The 24813-nt window shown below is 60.3% G+C and carries 23 protein-coding genes; 15 read left to right on the top strand and 8 right to left on the bottom strand.

Going from position 1 to position 24813, the window contains the following annotated elements; genetic code table 11:
- Positions 1-24 precede the first annotated feature (24 nt).
- On the top strand, positions 25-1161 hold the full coding sequence (locus NBG89_RS14470; RefSeq protein ID WP_431320531.1) for an efflux RND transporter periplasmic adaptor subunit: 1137 nt from the start codon (positions 25-27) through the stop codon (positions 1159-1161).
- A gap of 24 nt (positions 1162-1185) precedes the next feature.
- Positions 1186-4332, top strand: a complete 3147-nt coding sequence (locus NBG89_RS14465; RefSeq protein WP_431320530.1) for an efflux RND transporter permease subunit — start codon at positions 1186-1188, stop codon at positions 4330-4332.
- Positions 4333-4379: 47 nt separating this feature from the next.
- Here NBG89_RS14465 and NBG89_RS14460 read toward each other — a convergent pair whose 3' ends face one another.
- From NBG89_RS14460 to NBG89_RS14445, 4 genes are all read right to left on the bottom strand, one after another.
- Positions 4380-5297: an ROK family protein gene (locus NBG89_RS14460; RefSeq protein ID WP_431320529.1), complete on the bottom strand. Its 918-nt coding sequence runs from the start codon at positions 5295-5297 to the stop codon at positions 4380-4382.
- Positions 5298-5370: 73 nt separating this feature from the next.
- Complete coding sequence (locus tag NBG89_RS14455) at positions 5371-6705, bottom strand: ATP-binding protein (RefSeq protein ID WP_431320528.1); 1335 nt, start codon at positions 6703-6705, stop codon at positions 5371-5373.
- Positions 6706-6707: 2 nt separating this feature from the next.
- A complete protein-coding gene (locus NBG89_RS14450; protein WP_088692195.1) occupies positions 6708-7361 on the bottom strand; it encodes a response regulator in 654 nt (217 codons plus the stop codon).
- A complete protein-coding gene (locus NBG89_RS14445; protein WP_431320527.1) occupies positions 7342-7533 on the bottom strand; it encodes a hypothetical protein in 192 nt (63 codons plus the stop codon). Before NBG89_RS14445 ends, NBG89_RS14450 begins: the two co-directional genes overlap by 20 nt.
- Before the next feature lie 50 nt (positions 7534-7583).
- Between NBG89_RS14445 and NBG89_RS14440 the strand changes: the two genes are divergently transcribed.
- From NBG89_RS14440 to NBG89_RS14405, 8 genes are all read left to right on the top strand, one after another.
- Positions 7584-8537, top strand: coding sequence for a sugar-binding transcriptional regulator (locus NBG89_RS14440; protein WP_431320526.1), 954 nt, complete (start codon positions 7584-7586; stop codon positions 8535-8537).
- Positions 8538-8682: 145 nt separating this feature from the next.
- Positions 8683-9993, top strand: coding sequence for an ABC transporter substrate-binding protein (locus NBG89_RS14435; protein ID WP_431320525.1), 1311 nt, complete (start codon positions 8683-8685; stop codon positions 9991-9993).
- A 136-nt stretch (positions 9994-10129) separates the two neighbouring features.
- Positions 10130-11002, top strand: coding sequence for a carbohydrate ABC transporter permease (locus NBG89_RS14430; protein WP_088692192.1), 873 nt, complete (start codon positions 10130-10132; stop codon positions 11000-11002).
- 1 nt (position 11003) lies between these two features.
- Positions 11004-11834: a carbohydrate ABC transporter permease gene (locus tag NBG89_RS14425; protein ID WP_431320524.1), complete on the top strand. Its 831-nt coding sequence runs from the start codon at positions 11004-11006 to the stop codon at positions 11832-11834.
- Positions 11835-11852: 18 nt separating this feature from the next.
- Complete coding sequence (locus tag NBG89_RS14420) at positions 11853-12851, top strand: ABC transporter ATP-binding protein (protein ID WP_431320523.1); 999 nt, start codon at positions 11853-11855, stop codon at positions 12849-12851.
- Between the two features lie 107 nt (positions 12852-12958).
- Entirely contained in the window at positions 12959-14440 is a 1482-nt protein-coding gene (locus NBG89_RS14415; RefSeq protein ID WP_431320522.1) for a mannitol dehydrogenase family protein, read from the top strand.
- Between the two features lie 81 nt (positions 14441-14521).
- On the top strand, positions 14522-15211 hold the full coding sequence (locus tag NBG89_RS14410; RefSeq protein ID WP_431320521.1) for an HAD family hydrolase: 690 nt from the start codon (positions 14522-14524) through the stop codon (positions 15209-15211).
- Entirely contained in the window at positions 15211-16794 is a 1584-nt protein-coding gene (locus tag NBG89_RS14405; RefSeq protein ID WP_431320520.1) for an FGGY-family carbohydrate kinase, read from the top strand. The genes NBG89_RS14410 and NBG89_RS14405 overlap by 1 nt, the downstream gene beginning before the upstream one ends.
- A gap of 3 nt (positions 16795-16797) precedes the next feature.
- Here NBG89_RS14405 and NBG89_RS14400 read toward each other — a convergent pair whose 3' ends face one another.
- The gene (locus NBG89_RS14400; RefSeq protein ID WP_431320519.1) at positions 16798-17652 is read right to left on the bottom strand and encodes a MurR/RpiR family transcriptional regulator; all 855 of its coding nucleotides are present in this window, start codon (positions 17650-17652) and stop codon (positions 16798-16800) included.
- Positions 17653-17879: 227 nt separating this feature from the next.
- On the opposite strand from NBG89_RS14400, the gene NBG89_RS14395 reads away from it, so the two are divergent.
- Positions 17880-18593, top strand: coding sequence for a sulfate transporter family protein (locus NBG89_RS14395; RefSeq protein ID WP_431320518.1), 714 nt, complete (start codon positions 17880-17882; stop codon positions 18591-18593).
- Between the two features lie 35 nt (positions 18594-18628).
- Here NBG89_RS14395 and nth read toward each other — a convergent pair whose 3' ends face one another.
- Entirely contained in the window at positions 18629-19435 is an 807-nt protein-coding gene (nth, locus tag NBG89_RS14390; RefSeq protein ID WP_431320517.1) for an endonuclease III, read from the bottom strand.
- Between nth and NBG89_RS14385 the strand changes: the two genes are divergently transcribed.
- The 3 genes from NBG89_RS14385 (at position 19434) to NBG89_RS14375 (ending at position 21466) form a co-directional block, all read left to right on the top strand.
- On the top strand, positions 19434-19931 hold the full coding sequence (locus tag NBG89_RS14385; protein ID WP_088692230.1) for a DUF2244 domain-containing protein: 498 nt from the start codon (positions 19434-19436) through the stop codon (positions 19929-19931). The genes nth and NBG89_RS14385 overlap by 2 nt on opposite strands.
- Positions 19932-20000: 69 nt before the next feature.
- Positions 20001-20873, top strand: a complete 873-nt coding sequence (locus NBG89_RS14380; protein ID WP_088692183.1) for a methylated-DNA--[protein]-cysteine S-methyltransferase — start codon at positions 20001-20003, stop codon at positions 20871-20873.
- Between the two features lie 113 nt (positions 20874-20986).
- On the top strand, positions 20987-21466 hold the full coding sequence (locus tag NBG89_RS14375; RefSeq protein WP_431320516.1) for a hypothetical protein: 480 nt from the start codon (positions 20987-20989) through the stop codon (positions 21464-21466).
- A 17-nt stretch (positions 21467-21483) separates the two neighbouring features.
- Here the strand turns inward: NBG89_RS14375 and NBG89_RS14370 are convergent, their stop codons facing one another.
- On the bottom strand, positions 21484-22467 hold the full coding sequence (locus NBG89_RS14370) for a sugar-binding transcriptional regulator (RefSeq protein ID WP_431320515.1): 984 nt from the start codon (positions 22465-22467) through the stop codon (positions 21484-21486).
- A 407-nt stretch (positions 22468-22874) separates the two neighbouring features.
- Here NBG89_RS14370 and tal point away from each other — a divergent pair, with 407 nt between their 5' ends.
- Positions 22875-23840, top strand: a complete 966-nt coding sequence (gene tal, locus NBG89_RS14365; protein WP_431320514.1) for a transaldolase — start codon at positions 22875-22877, stop codon at positions 23838-23840.
- Between the two features lie 59 nt (positions 23841-23899).
- On the opposite strand, the gene NBG89_RS14360 is transcribed toward tal, so the two are convergent.
- Positions 23900-24736, bottom strand: coding sequence for an amidohydrolase family protein (locus tag NBG89_RS14360; protein ID WP_431320513.1), 837 nt, complete (start codon positions 24734-24736; stop codon positions 23900-23902).
- Between the last annotated feature and the right edge of the window lie 77 nt (positions 24737-24813).

Here is a 24813-nt window from a genome sequence, read left to right as displayed (position 1 = left end):
TAACCCATTTCAGGAGTGCGAAAGATGATTTCGCTGAAGACAGTCCAGTTGCCGTCCTTTGTCAGTCTCGCGCTCCTTGGCGCCGTTGCGTTTACTGTATCCGGCTGCAGCGAAGAGAAGAAAGCCGAGACGAAAGAAATCATCCGGCCGGTCAAGGTCGTGGAGATCGCGCAGGCTGGCGATACGCGCGCGCTGGATTACTCCGGTGCGGTGAAGGCTCGCGTCGAGATGAATCTCGGCTTCCGCGTCGCCGGGAAAATCACCGACCGCCGCGTCAACATCGGCGATCGCGTCAAGCCGGGTGATTTGCTCGCCGAGATCGATCCGACCGACTATCAGTTGGCGGTCAAGACCGCCGAGGCAAACCTGGCCGCTGCCGAAAAGGGTGTGGGGACCGCCGATCTGGCCAACAAGCGCGCTCAGCAACTCTTCGACAAGAGCGTTACAGCAAAATCGCAGATGGAGCAGGCCGCGCTTAGCTATGATCAAGCGGTCTCAACGCGCGATGCAGCGGCGTCGTCACTCGATCAGGCCAAGAACCAGGTCGCCTATACGGAGCTCAAGGCTGACCGGAATGGCATCGTAACGTCGATCAGCGCGGATACCGGAGCCGTTGTCGCGGCAGGTACGCCTGTCGTCACCGTCGCGCTCGACGGCGAAAAGGAAGTGCAGATTGCTGTTCCGGAAAACGACATAGCGCAGTTCAAGCCGGGCAAGACGGTCAAGGCCAGCTTCTGGTCCGACAACAAGCTAGTGCTCGATGGCAAAGTGCGCGAGGTTTCCGGCAGTGCCGATGCGCAGTCACGGACCTTCGCGGTTCGCGTCAGCCTTCCAACCGACGATCGCGTGCTGCTCGGCATGACGGCGACGATCGAGGCTGCTATTGGCAATGCCGAGACCAACGTTGCCATTCCGCTCAGTGCACTTGCCGAGAAGGACGGCAAGAAGATCGTGTGGGTCGTCGACCGCAATGCGTCGACCGTCCATGCTCGCGAGGTTAAGGTCTCGGACTTCACCGGCGGCGGCGTGCGTGTCGCCGACGGGCTGAAAACTGGCGATCTCGTCGTTGCGGCCGGCACGCAGTTCATGACCGAGAACCTCAAGATCAAGCTGCCGGAACAGCAGTCGGCGCAAGCCGAAACCGGCGACATCATTCGCTAAGGCCCGGCAGGAGAGGATACGATCATGGACAACTCGACCGCCGAGAAGCGTCCCTTCAACCTGTCGCGCTGGGCGATTGGCCATCCAAGCATCGCGCGCTTCCTGTTCGGCCTAATCATTATCACCGGCGTGCTCGGCTTGATGCGCATGGGCCAGAAGGAAGACCCGGATTTCACCTTCCGCGTCATGGTCGTACAGGCCATCTGGCCAGGTGCTTCCATCCAGGAAATGGAAGACCAGGTCGTCAACAAGATCGAGCGCAAGCTGCAGGAAACCCCCCACATCGACTGGGTCAAATCCTATACGCGCGCGGGCAGCGCCATCATCACGCTGCAGGTCAAGGGTGATACCAATTCGGCCGACGTGGCCGACGCGTTCTATCAGGTCCGCAAGAAGGTCGGCGACATCTCCAATGAGCTGCCGGACGGGCTGCTCGGGCCCTATTTCAACGACGAGTTCGGCGACACCTACATCACGCTGCATTCGATCAGCGGCGATGGCTACAGCTATCCCGAGCTGAAGAAGTTCGCGATCCAAGCGCGCGACATGCTGCTGACGACGCCTGGCGTCGAAAAGGCGGTGATCATCGGCGATCAGCCCGAGAAGATCTACATCGACGTGTCCTCGAAGGCGCTGGCTGAACGCGGGCTGACCGTGCTCGACCTGCAGAACGCGATCAAGGGTCAGAACAGCGTCGATCCGGCCGGCTCTGTCGATACCGGCACGCGCTCGGTGCGCATTTCCGTCGAAGGCGACGTGACGAAAGCCGAGGACATCCGCGAGCTGCGGCTGAAGGCTGGCAATCAGGTAACGCGTCTTGGTGATATCGCCACGGTCTATTCCGGCCTCGAAGATCCCTATCAGCGTAAATATCGCTTCAATGGTCACGAGAGTGTCCAGGTCGGCGTCGTCATGGCGAAGGGCTTCAAGGTGACCGATGTTGGCAAAGACGTTGAAGCCACTTACCAGCGCTTCGAGGGATCACTGCCCTACGGCGTGGCGGTCGACCAGATTTCCAATCAGCCCGACGTCGTCACTGACGCGATCAGCGAGTTCATGCATGCGCTTGGCGAAGCATTGGTCATCGTGTTGATCGTCTCCTTCCTGTCGATCGGCTGGCGCTCGGGTCTCGTCATCGCGATCGCCATCCCACTCGTGCTCGCTGCGACCTTCGCCATCATGTACGAGCTCGGCATCGACCTGCAGCGCATTTCGCTCGGCGCGCTGATCATCGCGCTCGGCCTGCTGGTGGACGACGCGATGATCGTCGTCGAACTGATGGAACGAAAACTCGAGGAGGGGCTTGTCAAGATCGAGGCGGCGAGCTTCGCATATTCTTCGACCGCCTTCCCGATGTTGACGGGTACGCTGATCACCACTGCCGGCTTCATTCCTGTTGGCTTTGCGGCGTCGACGGCCGGTGAATATGTGCGCACGCTGTTTTATGTCGTCGGCATCGCACTCGTCGTCTCGTGGTTCGTGGCGGTCTATTTCACGCCATGGCTCGGCTACATGATCCTGAAGCAGCGCCATCATGCGGGCGAGCATCACGATGCCTTCGACACACCCTTCTATCACCGCCTGAGAGCGACGGTCAGTTGGGCCGTGCGCCATCGCATCATCGTCATTGCCATGACGCTGGTGACCTTTGCGACCAGTCTCTGGGCGTTCCAGTTCATCCCGCAGAACTTCTTCCCACAGTCTTCGCGCCCGGAAATCCTCGTCGACCTCTGGCTGCCCGAAGGCACCAGCATCAAGGAAGTCGAGACGCAGGCAAAGGCGCTCGAAGCCAAGATCATGGATGACAAGGACAAGAAGTTCGTCGCCACCTACATCGGCGAGGGCGCCCCGCGCTTCTTCCTGCCGCTCGACCAGCAGCTTCGCAATCCGAACTTCGCGCAGCTGCTTGTCATGGCAAACGACGAGCCGGCGCGTGAACGGCTGATCGTGAAGCTGCGGACCATCCTTGCGGAAGACTTCCCCGATATCCGTGGCAAGGTGGATCGTCTGTTCCTCGGCCCGCCGACGGGCTGGCCGGTGCAGATGCGCATCATGGGGCCGGATCGCCAGGAAGTCCGCAAGATCGCCGACGAGGTGAAGGCAAAGTTCCAGGCCAATCCGCTGCTCGGCGCGATCCATGACGACTGGCTGGAGCCGGTACCGGCGATGAAGCTGGTGATCGACCAGGACCGTGCCCGCGCGCTCGGTGTCACCTCGCAGCGTGTTCGTCAGATGCTGCAGACGGCGGTGTCCGGTGCGCCGCTTGACGACTTCCGCGACGGCGAGGAGACGGTCTCGATCGTTGCCCGCGAACCCGAGGCCAACCGGTCGCTGCTGTCGGCGGTCAATTCGGTCTACGTACCGACGGATTTCGGCGGCTTTGTCCCAGTCTCGCAGGTTGCCAAGGTGGTGCCGGTTCTGGAGCAGGGGATCGAATGGCGGCGCGACCGTCTGCCGACGATCACCGTGCGCGCAACGCTGCCGGACGGCGTGCAGTCCAACGATGTCGTCATGAAGATGTATGCCGACATGCAATCGCTGCGTGACAGCCTTCCGGCCGGCTACAAGGTCGAGATCCAGGGTGGCGCGGAAGATTCCGCTGAAAGCCAGGCCTCGATCGCGGCCAAGGCGCCGATCATGCTCGTCGTCATTGTCATCTTGCTGATGGCGCAGCTGCAGCACTTCGGCAAGGCGATGCTCGTGCTGGCGACCGGCCCGCTCGGGATCATCGGTGCGGCCGCGGCCTTGCTGATATCGGGCGCACCGTTCGGCTTCGTCGCCATCCTCGGCGTCATCGCACTTCTCGGCATCATCATCCGCAACTCGATCATCCTCGTCGACCAGATCGACCAGGACATCAAGGCGGGGATGAACAGGCAGGAAGCGATCGTCGGTGCCGCGGTCAGACGTTTCCGCCCGATCATGCTGACGGCGCTGACGGCTGTCCTGGCGCTGATCCCGATCTCGCGTGGTGTCTTCTGGGGCCCGCTGGCTTACGCCATGATGGGTGGCATTCTGGTCGCGACGGTGCTGACGATCCTGGTGCTGCCCGCTGCCTACGCCCTGTTCTTCGGCAAGGAGCCGAAGACATCAGGAGCGCAGGTGGATGTTGCCAATGGCAATGCACCAGAGGCGGAAACCGCGCACCCGCCGGCGATGGCGGCTGAATGAAAAAGGATGGCGCGGTGTGAACCGCGCCATTTTCTTTTGTCCTACGCTCAGGCTTGGGCGGCTTCCGCTTTCAAGCCGAGTAGTGCGGCGCCGATCAGGCCGGGCTCGACGCGGCATTCGCTGCGGACCACCAGTGGGCGATCGAATTTACGCAGGATGCGCTGACGGACTGCCCTGTCCAGCTCCGCAAGCAGCGGTTCGACGTTGGAAAGTCCGCCGCCGACGGGAACGATAGTCGCGCCCGTGATGTTGACCGTCAGTGCGAGCGGTGAGGCGACGAGATCGACGAAGACGTCGATCGTGCGCGCTGCCTTGGCCTCGCCTTTCAGCCAATCATCGATAATCTCCTGGCTGGAGAGATCGACGTCGTGAAGAGTCTTGTGCAAGCGCTCGAGACCGCGGGCGCCGCCGACCGTATCGACGCAGCCCTTCTGGCCGCAGCCGCAGCGAAAGGCCGGGATCGCGACGGGTGGATTGCCTGCGTAAGACGCCAGCGCTGGGCCATGGCCCCACTCGCCGGCAAAGCCACCGGCGGCATTGATCAGCCGGCCGTCTGCGACGACACCGCCTCCGACGCCGGTACCGAGAATGGCACCCAAAACGATGCGGTGGCCGCGTCCGGCGCCGAGATCGGCCTCCGCCATGGCGAAGCAGTCCGCGTCATTGGCGATCAAAACCGGCAGGCCCAGTTCCGCTTCGAGGTCGGCGGCAAGATTGCGGCCGTGGATACAGGGAATATTGGCGCAGGTGAGCCGTTGCGTATCCGGATCGACGACGCCGGCGGTCGAGAAGGCAAGGCGTGTTGGCTGCTCGCCGGTTTCCGCGATGATAGCGCGCAGCGTGCCGACGAAGGCAGAAAAGTCGTCCTTGGGGGTCGGGCGACGGCCAAGCGGCGTGATGTCGGCTTCGGAATGCGCCACGCCGCCCTTGATGGCGGAGCCGCCGATGTCGAAAGAGATGATCATTCGGGTTCTGCTGCTTTGGAGGGCCTCTGCGTCTGCTCGCACCCTTCGACGGGTTTTGCAAGCCAAATCCGGGCTAGGCTGGAAGCGTCACTTTCGCTTCGAAGCCGGTTTTCGCGCCGGTCGCCGGCGACGACAATTCCAGCGTCCCACCCATTTGGGCAATGATACGGTCGGCGATAGCCAGTCCGAGCCCGGAACCGGACGCTGTCGTCTTGCCTCGGCTGAAGCGCTTCTTCAGGCTCGCCATCTCGGTATCGCGAACGAGCGGTCCGCCGTTGACGACGCGGATGATGCCGCCGCTTTCAAGGCTGACATTGACCGGAAGCTCCTGGTCGCCGTGCAGCAAGGCGTTCTCGATCAAGTTTCGCGTGACAATGCCGAAGGCGTCCATGTCAGCGTTACGCACGAGCTTTGCATCGGGCGCGGCGGAATACTGAAGCCTGCCATTCGTTCGGCTGTCACGCTGAAAGTCCGTGACCACCATGTCGAGGACCGGACGCAAGTCGACCGCGGTTGAGCTCCCGCCGATGCCCGCTTCGGCGCGCGACAGCTGCAAAAGCTTCTCGGCCAGACGTCCGAGATTGACGAGCGAGATCTCGACCTGCTGGACGCGATCCTGTGTTGCCCCGGGCGGCAGTTCCTCGACAAGGCGTTGGGTCTGGGCAAGAGCGCCGGCGATCGGTGTTCTCAGTTCGTGCGCGCTATTGGCGGTGAATTCGCGCTCCGCTTCGAGCGCCGCGCGCAGGCGCCCCAACAGCAGGTTGACCGATCTCGCAATCGGCCGCAGTTCAACCGGCAGGTTCTGGCCGTTCACCTCGGCCATGTTGCCGCTGTCCTTGGTACCGATGTCGCGCCGGAGTGTCTCGATCGGTCGCAAAGCGCGCCCGACGATGAACCAGATCGCGAAAATGCTGACGGGAATGAGAGCGATCAGTGGGATGAGCAACGTCAAAGAGCTTTCGCGCACGGCTTCACGTCGGTTCTTGAACCGATCGGCCACCTGCAGGAATAGAGAACCGTCGGCCGTCATTTCCGTATAGATGCGAGCCGTTGCCGTGTCGTGGAAGCCTGTGCGAAGCGGCGCGTCGAAGGGCTCGGCCGGGGCATCATTCGAACGCAGCGCCACTTTGCCACTTGGATCGCGCACCTGGTACGTCAAATACTCGCGGCTAGCCGCTGTGTTGAGCATGGCGATGCTGCGTGGATCGATGTCGGTGCTCTGATTCAGATCATCGAGGATCAAGGCCAAGAGGCGCTCGGTCGTCTCCTGCTGGGCACTGTCGAAAATCTCATCGAATTCCTGCTGCATCACGCGGACGCTGAGGCCGATCGCGGCAAGCCAAAAGACGACCATGACGGTGGTCAAGGCAAGGATGAGCGGGCCGGTAATGCTGCGTTCGCGTTTCATCTTCATCCAAGCGTATAACCGATGCCGCGTGCCGTGCGGATCCGGTCCTTGCCGATCTTCTTGCGTAGGCGACTTACGTAAACCTCGACCGTATTGCTTTCGATCTCCGAGCCGAACGCGTAGAGCGCTTCCTCGATCCGGTCCTTCGGAACGATCGCCCCGGGCCGCGCCGTCAACAGGTCGAGCACCGCCCATTCGCGGCTTGTGAGGATGATCGTTTCGCCGGCCACCGAAAGCTGATGCAGGGGCCGGTTGATTTCGATATCGGAAATGCGCAGCACGGGATGCGGATTGGCGTCATAACGACGCGCGACCGCCATGATACGCGCTTCCAGTTCGTCCAGGTGGAATGGCTTGACGAGATAGTCGTCGGCGCCGGCGTTCAGTCCATCGATACGATCCGAGATCTGATCTCGTGCCGTCAGGATGATGACGGGTGTCTTCAAGCCCCTTTCACGGAGCCGGCGAAGAAACTCGACGCCGCTGCCGTCGGGAAGCTGAAGGTCGAGAAGGATCAGCCCATAGTCGACAGGTCTAGCCGCAGCATCGGCATCGACGAGGTTTTGTACCCAGTCGACGGCATGATTGGCTGCAGCGACGTGATCGCGCACCGCTCCACCGATCAGCCTGTCATCTTCAACCAGCAGAATTCGCACAGCTTTTTTCCTCGGCGCCAGTTAGCCCGCAGTTCAACCCTTGGTCAAGCAAGGCTTGATCGACAAAGATGACAAGCCGATGGCATCCGCCGCCATGAAGCAAGTCAAAATTGGCTGTGCAATTTCTCAATGCACTCGACATTTGCCCGATTTCTGGTTTGATCTGCCGCATCTGCATCTCGCGCCGGCTGCTGCCGGTCCTTTCAGTATGGTAGAGACTTCATGGTAAGAAAATCCGAGACTTCGGGACGGCTGGATGACGCGGCGCGTGCAGGATGGCTCTATTACGTGGCAGGGCGGACGCAGGATGAGATTGCCTCTTCCATGGGGATTTCGCGGCAATCGGCCCAGCGTCTGGTATCGCTCGCCGTTGCCGAACGGTTAATCAAGGTGCGGCTCGACCATCCGATCGCCGCTTGCCTGGAACTCGCCAATGCCGTGCGCAAGAAGTTCAACCTCAAGCATGTCGAGGTCGTGCCGAGCGACCCGGGTTCGAGCTCGACGACGGTCGGGATCGCGGAGGCTGCAGCGGCTGAAATCGAGCGCTGGCTGAAGCGCCCGGATCCGATCGTGTTGGCGGTCGGGACGGGGCGAACGTTGAAGGCCGCGGTCGACCAGCTGCCCGCCATTGAATGTCCCAACCATCGCATCGTGTCGCTGACCGGCAACATCGCCCCCGACGGTTCGGCCGCCTATTACAACGTCATCTTCAGCATGGCCGATGCCGTGAAGGCGCGGCACTTCCCGATGCCGCTTCCGGTTCTTGTGACGTCGGCGGAGGAGAGGGAGACCCTGCACGGCCAGCAGCTCGTCCGCTCGACGCTGGAAATCAGCGCCCAGGCAGACGTCACCTTCGTCGGTATCGGCGAGCTCGGCATTGATGGACCGCTCTGCGTCGATGGTTTTCTCGAGAAGGATGAGATGATGGAGCTGATGCGCAACGGCGCCGTCGGCGAGATCTGCGGCTGGGTGTTCGACGGCGAGGGAAAGCTGCTCGACAACCCGATCAACGAGCGGGTCGCCTCGGCGTCGATCCCTTCGCGTGAGTCGTCGACCGTCATCGGAATCGGCAAGGGAAAGCGCAAATTCAAGGCGATCAAAGCGGCCGTCATGGGCCACCAAATCAATGCGTTGATCACTGACGAAGACACTGCCGAATATTTGCTCAAGGCGTGAGCAAAAATATATTCGTTTATTTTCAATTAGATAATGCCGACGTTCGCTAACGCAGCAACGAATGGCAATTGACATTTTCTTCCCGCTGGTGAGTAATTGCCCATGAGCAAAGCGAATGCTCGCACCCATCTTCTGGGAGGAAGATATGACATTGAGAACTCTTCTGCTGGGCGCCTGCTCAGCACTGGCGTTTGCCGGCATGGCTTCGGCCGAAACGCTAACGATCGCGACCGTCAACAACGGCGACATGATCCGGATGCAGAAGCTGACGGACGACTTCAAGAAAAAGAACCCCGGCATTGATCTCGAGTGGGTCACCCTCGAAGAAAACGTCCTGCGCCAGAAGGTTACGACCGACATCGCGACCAAGGGCGGTCAGTACGACGTCCTGACGATCGGTACCTACGAAGTTCCGATCTGGGCAAAACAGGGCTGGCTTCTGCCGCTCGATAATCTCGGCAAGGATTACGACGTTGACGACCTGCTGCCAGCTATTCGCAGCGGTCTCACCGCAGACGGCAAGCTCTATGCAGCGCCGTTCTACGGTGAAAGCTCGATGGTCATGTACCGCAAGGACCTGTTCGATGCCGCCGGCCTGAAGATGCCCGACGCGCCGACCTGGGATTTCATCGCGGACGCCGCGAAGAAGATCACCAACAAGGACAAGGAAATCTACGGCATCTGCCTGCGCGGCAAGGCGGGCTGGGGTGAAAACATGGCCTTCCTGACGGCGATGTCGAACTCCTTTGGCGCACGCTGGTTTGATGAACAGTGGAAGCCGCAGTTCGATCAGCCGGAGTGGAAGGACACGCTGAACTTCTACGTCAACCTGATGAAGGAAGCCGGCCCTCCTGGTGCTTCATCAAACGGCTTCAACGAAAACCTGGCGCTCTTCCAGACCGGCAAGTGCGGCATGTGGATCGATGCGACCGTTGCTGCGTCCTTCGTCAGCAACCCGAAGGAATCCACCGTGGCCGACAAGGTCGGCTTCGCTCTGGCTCCGGACAAGGGCCTCGGCAAGCGCGGCAACTGGCTCTGGGCCTGGAACCTCGCGGTCCCGGCAGGCTCGCAGAAGGTAGAAGCGGCTGAGAAGTTCGTCGCCTGGGCAACGAGCAAGGATTACACCAACCTCGTCGCCGAGAAGGAAGGTTGGCTGAACGCACCTCCCGGTACACGCACGTCGCTCTATGCGAATGCGGATTACCAGAAGGCAGCTCCGTTCGCGAAGATGACGCTCGACAGCATCAACGCGGCCGATCCGACCAAGCCAACCGTCAAGCCGGTCCCCTATGTCGGTGTTCAGTTCGTCGCCATTCCTGAATTCCAGGGTATCGGCACGGCTGTAGGCCAGCAGTTCTCCGCAGCTCTTGCCGGCCAGGTTTCGGTCGATCAGGCCCTGCAGAGCGCACAACAGCTGACGACCCGCGAAATGACCAAGGCTGGTTACATCAAATAAATAACCTCCTGAGAAGGCGGGGCCTTTGACCTCCCCGCCCGTCTGGGTCGCCGAATTGCCCAAACTGCGTCGGCGACCCCCTTTTTTCTCTGCTGCCCTGCAGCCGTCTGCCCCTTAAACAGGATCGGTCATCGCCATGGCAACGTTACACACCCGCTCTGCAGCGCGAATGATGGTCGCACCGTCTGTTGTGCTTCTCTTCCTGTGGATGATCGTCCCGCTCGTGATGACGATCTACTTCTCGACGCTGAACTACAATTTGCTCAGCCCGGGCATGGAAACCTTCGTCGGTTTCCTGAACTATAAATATTTCCTGACCGACCCGGCTTTTCTCTCTGCGTTGATCAACACGTTGCTGCTGGTAGTTGGAGTGCTGTTGATCACTGTTATCGGTGGCATCCTGTTCGCGTTGCTGCTCGACCAGGATATTTACGGGCAGGGGATCGTGCGCATCCTGGTGATCGCGCCCTTCTTCGTCATGCCGACTGTCGCGGCGCTGGTGTGGAAGAACATGTTCATGAACCCGGTCAACGGGCTCTTCGCGCATCTTGCCAAGGCATTCGGCCTGCAGCCTTACGACTGGCTGGCGAATGCGCCGCTGTTTTCGATCATTCTCATCGTTGCCTGGCAGTGGCTGCCCTTTGCGACCCTCATCATGCTGACGGCATTGCAGTCGCTCGATGAAGAGCAGAAGGAGGCCGCCGAGATGGATGGCGCCGGTGCGATCTCGAAGTTCATCTACATCATCCTGCCACACATGGCCCGCGCCATTACCGTGGTGATCCTGATTCAGACGATCTTCCTGCTCTCGGTCTTTGCTGAAATCCTGGTCACCACGAACGGCGGTCCCGGTACGCAGAGCACGAACCTTACGTTCCTCGTTTACGCGCAGGCACTGCTGCAATTCGATATCGGCGGCGCCTCGGCGGGCGGTATCGTCGCAGTCATCCTCGCCAACATCGTTGCGATCTTCCTCGTGCGCCTTGTCGGCAAGAATCTGGAGGCTTGAGATGGCTAGAAAGGTCTCAACTCGACGCAAAGTGGTCATGACAGCGATCGCCTGGACGCTCGGCATCCTGATCTTCTTCCCGATCCTCTGGACGTTCCTGACCAGCTTCAAAACGGAAGCGGATGCCATCGCCTCGCCGCCGCAGTTCCTGTTCTTCCACTGGACAACGGAGAGCTATGCGGAGGTACAGAGCCGCTCAAACTATCTCAGCCACTTCATGAACTCGGTGATCATTTCCTTTGGCTCGACGCTGATCGGTCTGATCATCGCCATCCCCGCCGCCTGGGCCATGGCGTTCTCGCCGACCAAGCGGACGAAGGATCTTCTGATGTGGATGCTGTCCACGAAGATGATGCCTCCAGTCGGCGCGCTCATCCCGATCTACCTGCTGTTCCGCAACTCGGGCTTGCTCGACAGCCGTTTTGGACTGGTGATCGTGCTGACGCTGATCAACCTGCCGATCATCGTGTGGATGCTCTACACCTACTTCAAGGAAATCCCTGGCGAAATCCTCGAAGCAGCCCGGATGGACGGCGCCTCGCTTCTCAAGGAGATCATTTACGTGCTGACGCCGATGGCGGTGCCGGGCATCGCCTCGACACTCCTCCTCAACATCATCCTGGCCTGGAACGAGGCCTTCTGGACGCTGAACCTCAGCGCCTCGAGAGCGGCGCCGCTGACGGCGTTCATTGCGTCCTACTCCAGCCCCGAAGGCCTGTTTTACGCCAAGCTTTCGGCGGCCTCCACGATGGCGATCGCCCCGATCCTGATCCTCGGCTGGTTCTCGCAGAAACAACTCGTCCGCGGTCTGACCTTCGGCGCGGTGAAATAAGATATCAGGGAGAGAAACATGGGCAGCATTACCCTTCAGAAAGTCTCGAAGGTCTTCGGTGAAGCCAAGGTCATCCCGTCGATCGACCTCGACATCAAGGACGGTGAGTTCGTCGTCTTCGTCGGCCCCTCGGGCTGCGGCAAGTCCACACTTCTCAGGCTGATTGCAGGCCTCGAGGATGTGTCGGGAGGCAATATTGTCATCGATGGCAAGGACGCGACCGAGAAGGCGCCGTCCGAACGCGGCCTCGCGATGGTGTTCCAGTCCTATGCGCTCTATCCGCATATGAGCGTGCGCAACAACATCGCCTTCCCGCTGAAGATGGCCGGCGTCGACAAGGCGGAGATCGACAGAAAGGTCGCAGACGCTGCGCGGGTCCTCAACCTTACCGACTATCTCGAGCGCAAGCCGCGTCAGCTCTCGGGCGGTCAACGCCAGCGTGTCGCGATCGGCCGTGCCATTGTGCGTCAGCCGTCAGCTTTCCTTTTCGACGAGCCGCTTTCGAATCTGGACGCGGCCCTTCGCGTCAACATGCGCCTCGAGATCAGTGAACTGCACCAGCAGCTGAAAACGACGATGATCTACGTCACCCACGACCAGGTCGAGGCCATGACCATGGCCGACAAGATCGTGGTACTGAACCGCGGCAATATCGAGCAGGTCGGCTCGCCGCTGGAGCTCTATCACAAGCCGCGCAACCTTTTCGTGGCGGGCTTCATCGGTTCGCCGAAGATGAATTTCGTGAAGGGCCAGTATGCCGCGCAGCTTGGCGCGCCCACGATCGGTGTGCGGCCGGAGCATGTGTTGCTGTCGACCGAAGGCGGCGATTGGAAGGGTAAGGTCATGGTCGCCGAGCATCTCGGTGCGGACACCTTTCTGCATGTCGATGTCGAGGGTATCGGTCATGTCACGGCGCGTGGCGGTGGCGACTTTCCGGCAAAGGCCGGCGATGTTGTTTATCTGACGCCCGATAAGACGCGGATCCACAAATTCAACGAAGGCGGCCTCGCCATCTGAGCGCATTGTTGCCGGGTAGGGGACGAGAGAGCAACGCCGGACAAGGTGCCCGGCGTGCCGATACCGGGGTCATAGCTGATCCCGAAGACCTTCAAGAGGACTGAGACATGACGTGCAAACTATCGCTGGCAACGTTTTCCGAGGCGGCAAAAACGGCCGCCGTACCGACCTATGAGCGGGCGTCACTGAAGGCGGGCATCGTGCACTTCGGCGTGGGCAATTTTCACCGCGCCCACCAGGCGATCTATCTCGACGACCTGTTCAATCTTGGCAAGGATCATGACTGGGCGATCATCGGCGCGGGCATTCTCCCCTCCGACGCGGCGATGCGCGAAAAGCTCGCCGCGCAAGACTTCCTGACGACCGTCGTCGAGCAGGACAACAACAAGACGGCCGCGCGCGTCACCGCACCGATGATCGACATCCTGCCGGTCGGCGATGCCAAGGCGATCATCGCAAAGCTTGCCGATCCCGTAATCCGCATCGTTTCGATGACAATCACCGAGGGTGGCTATTTCATCGACGCGTCGGGCAAGTTCAATCCGGCTCATCCGGCGATCGCCGCGGACGGCCAGAATCCGTCCGAACCGAAGACGGTCTTCGGTCTTATCGTCGCCGGTCTCAAGGCGCGTAAAGAGAAGGGTATCGTGCCCTTCACCGTCATGTCGTGCGACAACATTCCGCATAACGGCGTCGTGACCTCGAACGCCGTTGTCGGCACGGCGCGGCTTTCCGATCCCGCCTTCGCCGACTGGATCAAGGCGAATGTCGCCTTCCCGAACGCGATGGTGGACCGCATCACGCCGGCGACGGGGCAGCGCGAAATCGATCTTCTGCAGGATGCCTTCGGCATCGAGGACAACTGGCCGGTCTATTGCGAAGAGTTCAAGCAGTGGGTGCTGGAAGACAAGTTCACTGCGGGGCGTCCGGCGCTGGAGAAGGTCGGCGTCACCTTCGTGCCTGATGTGACGCCCTACGAGCACATGAAGATCCGCATCCTGAACGGAGGACACGCGGCGATTGCCTATCCGGCAGCGCTGATGGACATCCATTTCGTGCATGACTCGATGGAAGACCCGCTGATCCGCGCCTTCCTCGCCAAGCTGGAAAAGGAAGAGATCATTCCGATCGTTCCACCGGTGCCTGACACTTCGCTGACCGATTATTTCGCGCTGATCGAGCATCGGCTGCTCAATCCCAAGATTGCCGACACCATCCCACGCCTGGCGCAGGATGGATCGAACCGGCAGCCGAAATTCATCCTGCCGTCGACGCTCGACAATCTGAACCAGGGCAGGGATGTTGTCGGCCTAGCGTTGGTGTCGGCGCTGTGGTGCCGCTACTTTGCGGGCAAGACTGATAGCGGCAAGGATATCGCCTTCAACGATGCCAGTGCCGACCGGCTGCATGCGGCAGCACTGAAAGCGAAGGACGAGCCGATGGCCTTCCTCTCCTTCGACGACATCTTCGGCGAGGTGTCGAAATCCGAGGTGTTCCGCAAGCGCTTTGCCCACGCACTGAAAACCCTTTGGGAAAAGGGTACGCGCGCAACCCTGCAGCTTTATCTCGACAACAAGCTTGCTGTGTAAGGATTAGTGGCGGCATTCCTGTCGCCCCCCCCGCCAGATCCGGCGGACGGAATTTCTGCACCAACTGCGATTGGGTCTGCCATGGCTAAGGCTGAAACACGGCTGGTCATTTTCGATTGCGACGGCGTTCTCGTCGACAGCGAGCCGATATCGGTGGGCGTCCTCGTCAAGGCAATGAACGATCTCGATGTGCCGATCACCGAGGAGGAGGTTTATGGCCGTTTCCTCGGACGCAGTCTCGCGACGGTGATCGAGACGATGAAGACAGAATACAATGTTCACCCCGGCCAGGAATTTCTCGAACAGATCCGCACCGATCTCTACGCCCGGCTTCGCAGGGAATTGAAGCCGATCGATGGGATTGGTGACACGATCGATCGACTCGGGATTCCCTGTTGCGTCGCGTCTTCGAGCCAGGTGGAGCGCATCCGCCTGTCGCTGACGGTCACCGGCCTGATCGATCGGCTGCCTGATATCTTCAGCGCGACGATGGTCAAGCACGGCAAGCCGGCGCCGGACCTTTTTCTTCATGCCGCGCGCGAAATGAACGTCGATCCGGCCAATTGCGTCGTCGTGGAAGACAGCCCGGCGGGGATCGAGGCGGCGAAGGCTGCAGGCATGACGGTGTTTGCTTTCACCGGCGGCTCGCACGCCAATTTTTCCGGCTATCGCGCTGAACTTGACCGGCTTTCTCCCGAAGCCGTGTTTGACGCGATGCCGGATTTGATCCACCTTGTCCGAAAACATAAGCAGGACGGGATGCTCCTTTAATGCCTCAGCATGTGGTTGCGGTCGATATCGGCACGGGCAGTGCGCGCGCCGGCGTCTTCGACGCTCGCGGCGCGCTGCTGGGCAAGGCGGAACACCCGATCATCATGAATCGGCCGCGTGAGAACCACGCCGAACACGATTCCGAAGATATCTGGTCGGCGGTCTGCATTGTCGTACGCAAGGCGATGGAGCAATCGGGCGCGGCACCGGCATCGGTGGGTGCCATCGGCTTCGACGCCACCTGCTCGCTCGTCGTGCGCGATGTCGACGGCGGCCAGATCAGCGTTTCCACCGGCGGGGAACGGCGTTTCGACACGATCGTCTGGCTCGACCATCGGGCGCTGAAGGAAGCTGACTTCTGCACGGCGACGAAACATCCCGTGCTGGAGCATTCCGGGCATTTCATGTCGCCGGAAATGGAAATGCCCAAGCTGATGTGGCTGAAGAAGAAGCTGCCCGGCACTTGGATGAACACCGGCTATCTGTTCGATCTTGCCGATTTCATGACCTGGAAGGCAACCGGCGCGCTTGCCCGTTCGCGCTGCACACTGACGGCCAAATGGAACTATCTTGCCCATCTCGACAAGGGTTGGCAGAAGGACTTTCTCGCACAGATCGGGCTCGATGATCTCCTGGAACGCGGACGGTTGCCGGAGGAGACGGTCCCGGTCGGCGAGAGCGTCGGGACGCTGACGCAGGAGGCCGCCTCGGCCCTCGGATTGACAACCGCGTGCCATGTTTCTTCAGGCATGATCGACGCCTATGCCGGGGCTCTCGGCACGCTTGGTGGCGAGGCACAGGATGCACGCAGGCTGGAACGCCAACTGGCGCTCATTGCCGGCACATCGAGCTGCATCGTGTCGTTCTCGCGCGAGCGCAAGCCAAGCCACGGTATGTGGGGTCCATACTACGAGGCCGTTTTCCCGGAATCCTGGCTGGTCGAGGCAGGGCAATCGGCAACAGGCGCGTTGCTCGACCATATCGTGCGAATGCACGCGGCCGGTGGCGAGCCGACGGCGACGCTGCATCAGAAGATCGTCCTACGCATCGCGCAACTTCGCGCCGAAGAGGGCGACGAATTCGGCGCTCGCATCTTTGTCCTGCCGGATTTCCACGGCAACCGCTCGCCGCTTGCCGACCCGCATGCCGTCGGCGGTATAAGTGGCCTGACGCTCGACACGTCCTTCGACGGGCTCTGCGCGCTCTATTGGCGCGCCGCCGTGGCCATCGCGCTGGGGATCCGTCACATCCTCGAGCGGATGAAGGAGTACGGCTACGTGCCCGATACGCTGCATGTCGCGGGCGGCCATGTGAAGAACCCCGTGCTGATGGAGCTCTATTCGGATGCAACCGGCTGCAAGGTCGTGGTGCCGAAGATGAATGAGGCGGTGCTGCTAGGCACGGCGATGGCCGCTTCCGTTGCGTGCGGTCTCTATGGCAATCTTGCGGAAGCAGGGTCGGCCATGTATCCGGGCGGCGAAGAGCGACTGCCGAATGCTAGCAAACAAGGCCTTTACGACCGCGATTATCGCAGACTGCTCGCCATGTATCGCCACCGCGCCGAACTGGAAGCGATGGAGTAGGGCCTAGCGGTTTCCGCCCTCTCCAAGCACGTTGCCGAATTCGGCCATGCGACGGGTGCGGGCGCTCGCTTCTTCGCCGGCGGCGGCGATGACAGCTTCTGAAAGACAGTCGAGCAGCCCCATGAGCGGCGGCAGGTTGTCGTCGTCCTCGGATCGGGCGGGTGGAAGAGCGAGCACAAGATTGGCCTGATCCGGAATCCAATTGGCGCCTTGTGCGGTAATCAGGATGACCTTGTATCCGTAGCGCCGCGCCGTTCGGGCCAGCAGCCGGGCTTTGCCGAAGCGCCTGCTGTCGATCACGATCAGCAGGGCGTCGGTGCCATCCAGTCGTGCGAAAAGCTCGGCGAAACGGCTGCCGGTTCCGTCAAGCGCACGAACGCCGTCTCGGGCGTGCGTCAATCGCTGCGCGAAGTGGGACGCAAAGCCGGATAATCGCGCGTGCGTGGCGACGAAGACCTCCCCCGCGGCAGCGATCATCGATACCGCTTCGCTCCACTGCGGTTGGCCCGTCAGGTGGTAAATATGGTGCAGTGCCTGAATCTGCTCGGAAACAAGGACGGCCAACGGCTTGCCGGCGGAGGCGTCGGTCTGCAATTGCGTGAGCGATGCCTGCAGTTGCGTGGGCGAAATGGTGTTCGTCTCGCGGATATGGATCTTGACGCTGTCGAGTCCTTGATAACCAAGCGCCCGAAGAAAACGGCCCACCGTCATGGGGCTCAAATCCAGCCGGTCGGCAACGGAAGCGGCGGTTTCGAAAGGGAGGTCGTTCAAATGTTCCGAGAAGTATTTCGCGATTCGTCGTTCGGCCGGGGTGCCGGACTTGGCGTATTGGCGGAGCTTTTGAACAAAATCTTCCACGTCAGCCGTCCAGATCTTCCCGGAAGCATTTCTCGGATAAGCAGACAACCCTTGTCGTTTGCAACTATTCCGGAAGCTTCTCTCAGGATAAATCAATCTTAGATGATAAATTACTATATATTAACATAGCTTTCCCGACAAGTTTTGGGTCGATCTGCCGGATTTATTTCAGCCTTGCCGTTCAAAGTTCGGATTCCTACATGGTTGTTGCAACCGGAGACCTCAAAATGATCTTTCAGGCGGCTCGCCTATCCCTAATCAATCTTTTGGCGGCAGAAACGCGCTCAGTTTTTTGGAAGGTCCTAGGGTTGACGCTTCTGGTGCTCGTCGGATTTTGGCTGGCGTTACGCAGTGCCTTTATATCGTTTGTCTTCCCGTGGATTGCCAGCTTTTTTCCTGCCATGCCGGATTGGGCAGGGTGGCTCGGCTTCGTGTTTGCGATCGCAGCCGGCATGGGGCTGGCGCTCGGATTGGCGCTGTTGCTGTCACCGGTAACGGCGTTGATCGCCGGCCTGTTTCTCGACGATGTGGCCGAGGTAGTTGAAAAGAGGGATTATCCCTCGGAACCGCCTGGCACCGCGATGCCGCTCGGTCCGGCGCTCGCAAGTTCGATCAAGTTTCTAGGTGTGATCGTCCTCGGCAATATCGTCGCGCTCATCCTGCTCTTCGTGCCGGGCGTCAACCTTATTGCCTTTTTTCTGGTCAATGGCTATCTGCTCGGCCGCGAGTTCTTCGAGTTTGCCGCGATGCGGTTCCGCTCGCCGCAGGAGGCAAGGGCGTTCCGCGCCAAGCATGCGGCGACAGTCTTCCTCGCAGGGCTTGTCATCGCCGCCTTCCTCGCCATTCCGATCGTCAATTTGCTGACGCCGCTCTTCGCCGCAGGATTGATGGTGCATCTGCACAAGCTGATTTCCCGCGAGGACGCAGGCGCTCGCGGTTAGATATCATGTCGAGCATGCCAAAGCATGCACCGGTCTTACTCCACGGCCTCGCCGATAACTTGCGGTGGTAGCTCGACCAGCGGCGCCGGCACGTCGCAGGTCTTTTCGGGTGACTTGCAGATATCGGCGATAACGCAGCGCTCGCATTCCGGCTTGCGCGCCTTGCAGGTATAGCGGCCATGCAGGATTAGCCAGTGGTGGGCATGGTAGAGGTAGTGTTTTGGCACCACCTTCATCAGGCGTTCCTCGACCTCATCGGGCGTCTTGCCAGGCGCCAGCTTGATGCGGTTGGCGATCCGGAAGATGTGGGTATCCACTGCCATCGTTGCCTGGCCGAAGGCCATGGAGAGTACGACATTGGCGGTCTTGCGGCCGACACCGGGCAGCGTCACCAATTCGTCGCGTGTCTGCGGCACGGTGCCATCGAACTTCTCGACCAGCATCTGCGAGAGAGCGATGACGTTCTTGGCCTTGTTTCGATAGAGGCCGATCGTCTTGATGTACTCGCGTACCCGCTCTTCGCCGAGCGCTAGCATCTTTTCGGGCGTGTCGGCGATCTTGAAGAGTGCCCGCGTCGCCTTGTTGACGCCTGCGTCCGTCGCCTGGGCGGAGAGCGCCACGGCGACAACGAGCGTGAAGGGGTTGGTGTGTTCCAGTTCGCCCCTCGGCTCGGGACGCTGCACGGAAAAGCGGCGGAATATCTCCTCACGCTCGGCTTCGGAATAGGCCGAGCGGACCGCTGCCGGTTTCTTGCTGCGAACGATCACTTTTGAGTTCAGCGACGATGTGGCGGTGGATTTGAGTTTCGGAGTTGGCATGGAAAATCTATACTTGGCAGCCATGATGGAAAGCAACGGCGATAGGGCCGACGAACAACCTGTTTTTGCCGCGGAGCTTTTTCCGTACCGGTCGCTTGGCCGCAAAGGCTTCAAGGTGTTGCTACTGCTGACCGGCGTGGTCTGCTGCATGTATGGCATGTTCTTCGTGGCCACCGGCGCCTGGCCGATCGGCTTCTTTTTCGGGTTGGATTTTTTGCTGCTCTACGGCGCTTTCTGGCTGAACTACCGTTCCGGTCGAGTGCGGGAGGAAGTGACGGTGTCGCGTACCGATATTTCCGTCCGCAAATTCGCGCCTTCCGGTCGGATGATCGAGCACCACTTCAATCCGTTCTGGACGCGTTTTTTCGTTCGCCGGCATCAGGAAATCGGCATCCTTTCCATGTATATTTCCGGCGAGGGAAGAGGCACGGACATAGGCTCCTTCCTCAACCCTGATGACCGTGAGAGCTTCGCCAAGGCCTTCAAAGGCGCGCTTGCCACCGTCAAGCAGCGGATTTGATCGGCACGCAAGAATCGGGTGGTTTGCGAGGGTTCACTTGACTATCTCCTTGGTACAAGGAGAAAGATCATGAATATGGTAGCCAAGCTGAACAACGACATCACGCCTGATGGCTCTGACTACGAGACCGTGCGCCAGGTGATCGAACTCATTACCGAGGACTATCGCGATCAGCCGTCTCTCGAAATGATCGCAGCGCGGCTCAAGCAATCGCCGACGCAGTTGCAGAAGACATTCACGCGGTGGGCGGGCCTGTCTCCGAAGGCATTTCTGCAGGCCGTCACGCTCGATCACGCAAAGCGGCTTCTCCGTGAGGAAGCGATGCCTCTGCTGGAGACATCGATCGAGGTTGGGCTTTCTGGCCCCAGCCGCTTGCACGATCTCTTCGTGACGCACGAAGCCATGTCACCGGGCGAATGGAAGGCCAAGGGCGGAGGACTGACGATCCGCTACGGCTTCCATCCTTCGCCGTTCGGCGTCGCGCTTGTCATGGCCACCGACCGTGGACTCGCCGGACTTGCCTTCAGCGATCTCGGGGACGAGGCGGCTTGTCTTGACGACATGACATGCCGCTGGCCGAATGCGACATATGTCCAGGACGCCGAGGCGACGGCGCCCTATGCCGAGCGTATATTTCAGCCCGGACGCTGGACGTCAGACCAGCCGTTGCGCGTCGTTCTGATCGGCACCGACTTCCAGGTGGAGGTATGGGAAAGCCTGTTGAAAATCCCCTTTGGCAAGGCCGTCACCTATAGCGATATCGCCAATGACATCGGTCGGCCGAAAGCGATGCGCGCGGTCGGAGCTGCGGTTGGTGCGAACCCGATTTCATTCGTTGTTCCCTGTCATCGGGCGGTCGGCAAGGGTGGGGCCCTGACCGGCTATCACTGGGGCCTTACCCGCAAGCGTGCGATCCTGGGCTGGGAAGCGGCGCACGCGTGATCGCGGCGAGGCAACTATCCAACCTGTGGATACGCTTCTTCCTTTGAGAGTCCTGCCATCAAAAACTCAGGAATCACCGGTTTGATTCCAGGCTGGGACTCGAGGAGGCGGAAATGAACTCTGGAGAAAAGCCATGCAGGGTCGCAGGCATTGCCGTTGGCTTGCTCGCGATGTCACTGGTTCCGGCCTGGGCGGGCTGCAAATCGGCGATGAGTAGTCCGGAATGGCCGGCTGTAGCGCGAGCGATATCGACCGCGCAATTGTGCGAACAGCTTCCCGTAGGCCCAAATCGAACCAGCCGTTTCAAGGTTATTTCTGCAGATGTCTGTTTGACGGGAGATAGTCTCGCATCCATCAAGGCGACGGCACTTTTGACCTGCGAGACGGGCGACAACGCGCTCTTTCAGATGGCTCCCGTGGAGGGCAAGGTGGTCGCAACCGTCTCCCTCGATCTGGGAGCCTGCAAGATCACCGACACCCACATCGAAATTGATGGCGAGATCGGAAGCCTTTTATCGGAATTGCCGGATACCCAGGATGTTGGACGGAACTGGGCGCAATCGCAACTGTCGCGCCTGTGCCAGCTGCGGTAACGCCGAGGCGGGCGCCGTTAAACCGCTTCTGCCAGGCCCAACAGCGCCTTGGCGGCGCTCTCGTCGGTAATCAGCGTATTGCAGCCGATCCGCTTGATGGTGGCCCGGATTGCGACCGCCCGATGCGCCCCGCCCGATGACAACACGATATGCTTGGCCTTTTTCAGTGTATCGAGATCCACCGACATGACGCGGCTGTTGATCGAGTGATCGACCGTGTTGCCGTCCTTGTCGAGGAAATTGAACATCGTGTCGCAGACGCAGCCGGCGTCGATCAGTTGCTGCAGTTCGGCCTTTGAGATCCACCCCTCCGACAGAGAGGTCGAATGCGGGCCGATATCGCCGCAGCTGACGATCGCGAGATCCAGCGTTTCCGCCAGGCGATAGATCGTGTCCAGGCCGCATTTCTCGATGAGGTTCCGCTTCGTCTCGGTCGAATCCACCAGCAGCGGAGCGAGGAACATGTAGCACTCCGCGCCGAGCTGGCTGGCGAGCCGCCAAGTGTAGTCGATCGGGTTCGTCTGATGAACGGCAACGACGCCGCCTAGCAGGGAGACGACCTTGCAATTGTCGCGGCGGGGCGGCCGGAAGCTGGAGAGAGAGGCCGTCATGGTGCGGCCCCAGCCGACGCCGATCGTGTAATCATCGGGAATGGCCTCGGAGAGAAACTGTCCCAAGGCAAGACCAACACTCTTGGCCAGAGAATTGGCGTCGGGCTGCGGCGGCGCCGGCACGACGATCGCTTCGTCGAGGTCATAGGCGCGCTCGAGCTTCACCGACAGTTCAACACAATCGCCGATGGAATCGTTGATCCAGATCTGCACTTCGCTGCGTTTCATCGCCTCGTCGAGCAGACGGATCACCGTCGTGCGGCTGATGCCGAGTTGTTCGGCGACGTCCTTCTGCGTCAGCCCCTGATTGTAGTAGAGCCAGGCCGCGCGCAACCTCAGAGACGATGCTTCAGAATAAGCCGTATGCGTGCCGCGTTTGAGCTTGACCACATCTCCTCCGGAGCCAATTGCGCCCTAGATCTACCATCAAGCCAGGGCAGGTTCGTTGTTCCGCCCGATAATGACGGGTGTGACACTTATGTCAATTGAAATGCACAAATGTCCTTGACATATCTAGGTCGGAATAGCGATAGTCGCCGCGAAGAAGTCGCCCTTGTGCGTCCGAGGAGGCAATGTGCGGGCAAGTGGGAAGTCACCATCAGCATTTGCGCTGCGGCCTGACGTGCCGCGCAGCCGAAGCATGACGTCTTTGCGCCGCGGCGATACGACCGTCCCTTACATCAGCGCCCGTTCGGAAACGCGGACGCGATCCGATCAGCAATACCGCTTGTTCGTAGACAGATTTGCCGGTCGAAAATCGCGCCGGCGCGCAGCTCAAGTCAAAAGGACCAGTAACCATGACATCCAAGCTTGACCAACTCCGCGAAATGACCACCGTCGTTGCCGATACCGGTGACATCGAGGCTGTTGCCCGTCTGAAGCCGGTCGATTGCACCACGAACCCAAGCATCGTGCTCAAGGCACTCGGCACGCCGATGTTCGCAGACACGGTCAAGGAAGCCGTTGCCTGGGGCAAGAAGCAGGGCGGCAATCCGGAGGCCGTTTCCGCCGCCGTTGCCGATCGTCTGGCGATCTCCGTTGGCGCCGCGCTCGTCAAACTCGTTCCGGGTCGTGTGTCGACCGAAGTCGATGCGGACCTTTCCTTCGATACGGAAGCATCGCTTGCCAAAGCACGTTCGATCATCGCTGCCTACAAGGAACGCGGCATCGAGCGCGACCGCATCCTGATCAAGCTGGCTTCGACCTGGGAAGGCATTCGAGCTGCCGAAATCCTGCAGAAGGAAGGCATCGACTGCAACCTGACGCTTCTGTTCTCGGAGGCCCAGGCCGTTGCCTGCGCTGACGCCAAGGTATTCCTGATCTCGCCGTTCGTCGGCCGTATCCTTGACTGGTACAAGAAGTCGACGGGCAAGGAATTCACGCCTGAGGAAGATCCCGGCGTCATCTCCGTCCGCGACATTTACAACTACTACAAGGCCAACGACATCAAGACGATCGTCATGGGTGCCTCGTTCCGCAGCGCCGGTGAAATCGAGGCGCTGGCCGGTTGCGATCGCCTGACGATCGCGCCTAACCTGCTCGACGAACTTTCCAACGACCAGGGCAAGCTCGAGCGCAAGCTGTCGCCTGACGTGACGAAGCCCGCCCCGAAGATCACGGTCGACGAAAAGACCTTCCGCTGGATGATGAACGAAGACGCGATGGCGACTGAAAAGCTCGCAGAAGGCATCCGCGCCTTCGCCAAGGACCTAGGCACGCTGCGCAGCAACGTCCAGAAGGAACTGCAGCTCGCTGCCGCTTAAGGCTTTCGATTTCTAACGGAAAGGGCGGTGCCATCGGCGCCGCCCTTTTTATTCTAGTACTAGATCGACCAGATGCGCTTGGCATTGGCCAGATAGAGTTTGTTGCGCTCCTCCGCGCTGCAGCCCGCAGTCAGAGCGTGAGTGGCGGCAACCCAGGGTGTCAGCCCGCCGCCCAGCGTGCAGACTGGCCAGTCGCTGCCCCAGACGACGCGATCCCAACCGAAGCTCCCGATCGTATGCTCGACATAAGGGCGGAGGCTGTCGACCGACCAGTTTTCGAGGTCACCATAGGCGATGACGCCTGAGATCTTTGCGGTGACATTCGAGCGGCGGGCAAATTCCGCGATGCCTTTGCGCCAGACGTCGCTCATACCGTTCCTGATTGGCGGGTTGGCGCAATGATCGAGGATGAAGCGAACATCCGGGCAGTGATCGACAAGTGCGAGGATGGTTTCGAATTGATGCGGGAAGACGCAGAGGTCGAACGTTATGCGGGTGGCTGATAACCGCCTGATGTTTTCGCGGAACAGCGGCCGTGCGGCGGTGTCGTCAGGCGCCACATGCAAGACGCGGCGGAACCCCTTGATGAAGGGATCGGCAAGCGACCGCTCGAGATAGGCCGCGAATCCATCCTCTTCCGGCCGGCAGGCGGCAATGACGCCGCGCACGAGGCTGCCCGGTCGGCGACTGATCTCCCTGACGTAGTTCGTCTCGTCATCAATACGCTCTTGGGCGACATCCACCTCCATATGCAGAACGTTGGAGATCCCACAGCGCAGCGCATCACGCGCGTAGTCCTCGTAAAGACTGTCCCGGTTGAGGTTACCAGCGCCGGAGAGCCAGGGATAATCGAGCGCCTGCCGATCGACGATATGCAGATGAGTATCGAAAAGCATGCGGTTCCTCCCATTCATGCGATTTATATGCGCCGAGCTGCGGCATAGGAGCCGGATGATGCCTCGATGACCAGATT

The sequence above is a fragment of the Rhizobium sp. YTU87027 genome (assembly GCF_050644135.1).
Taxonomy (GTDB): domain Bacteria; phylum Pseudomonadota; class Alphaproteobacteria; order Rhizobiales; family Rhizobiaceae; genus Rhizobium.
This window is presented reverse-complemented; position numbering and strand designations above follow the sequence as displayed.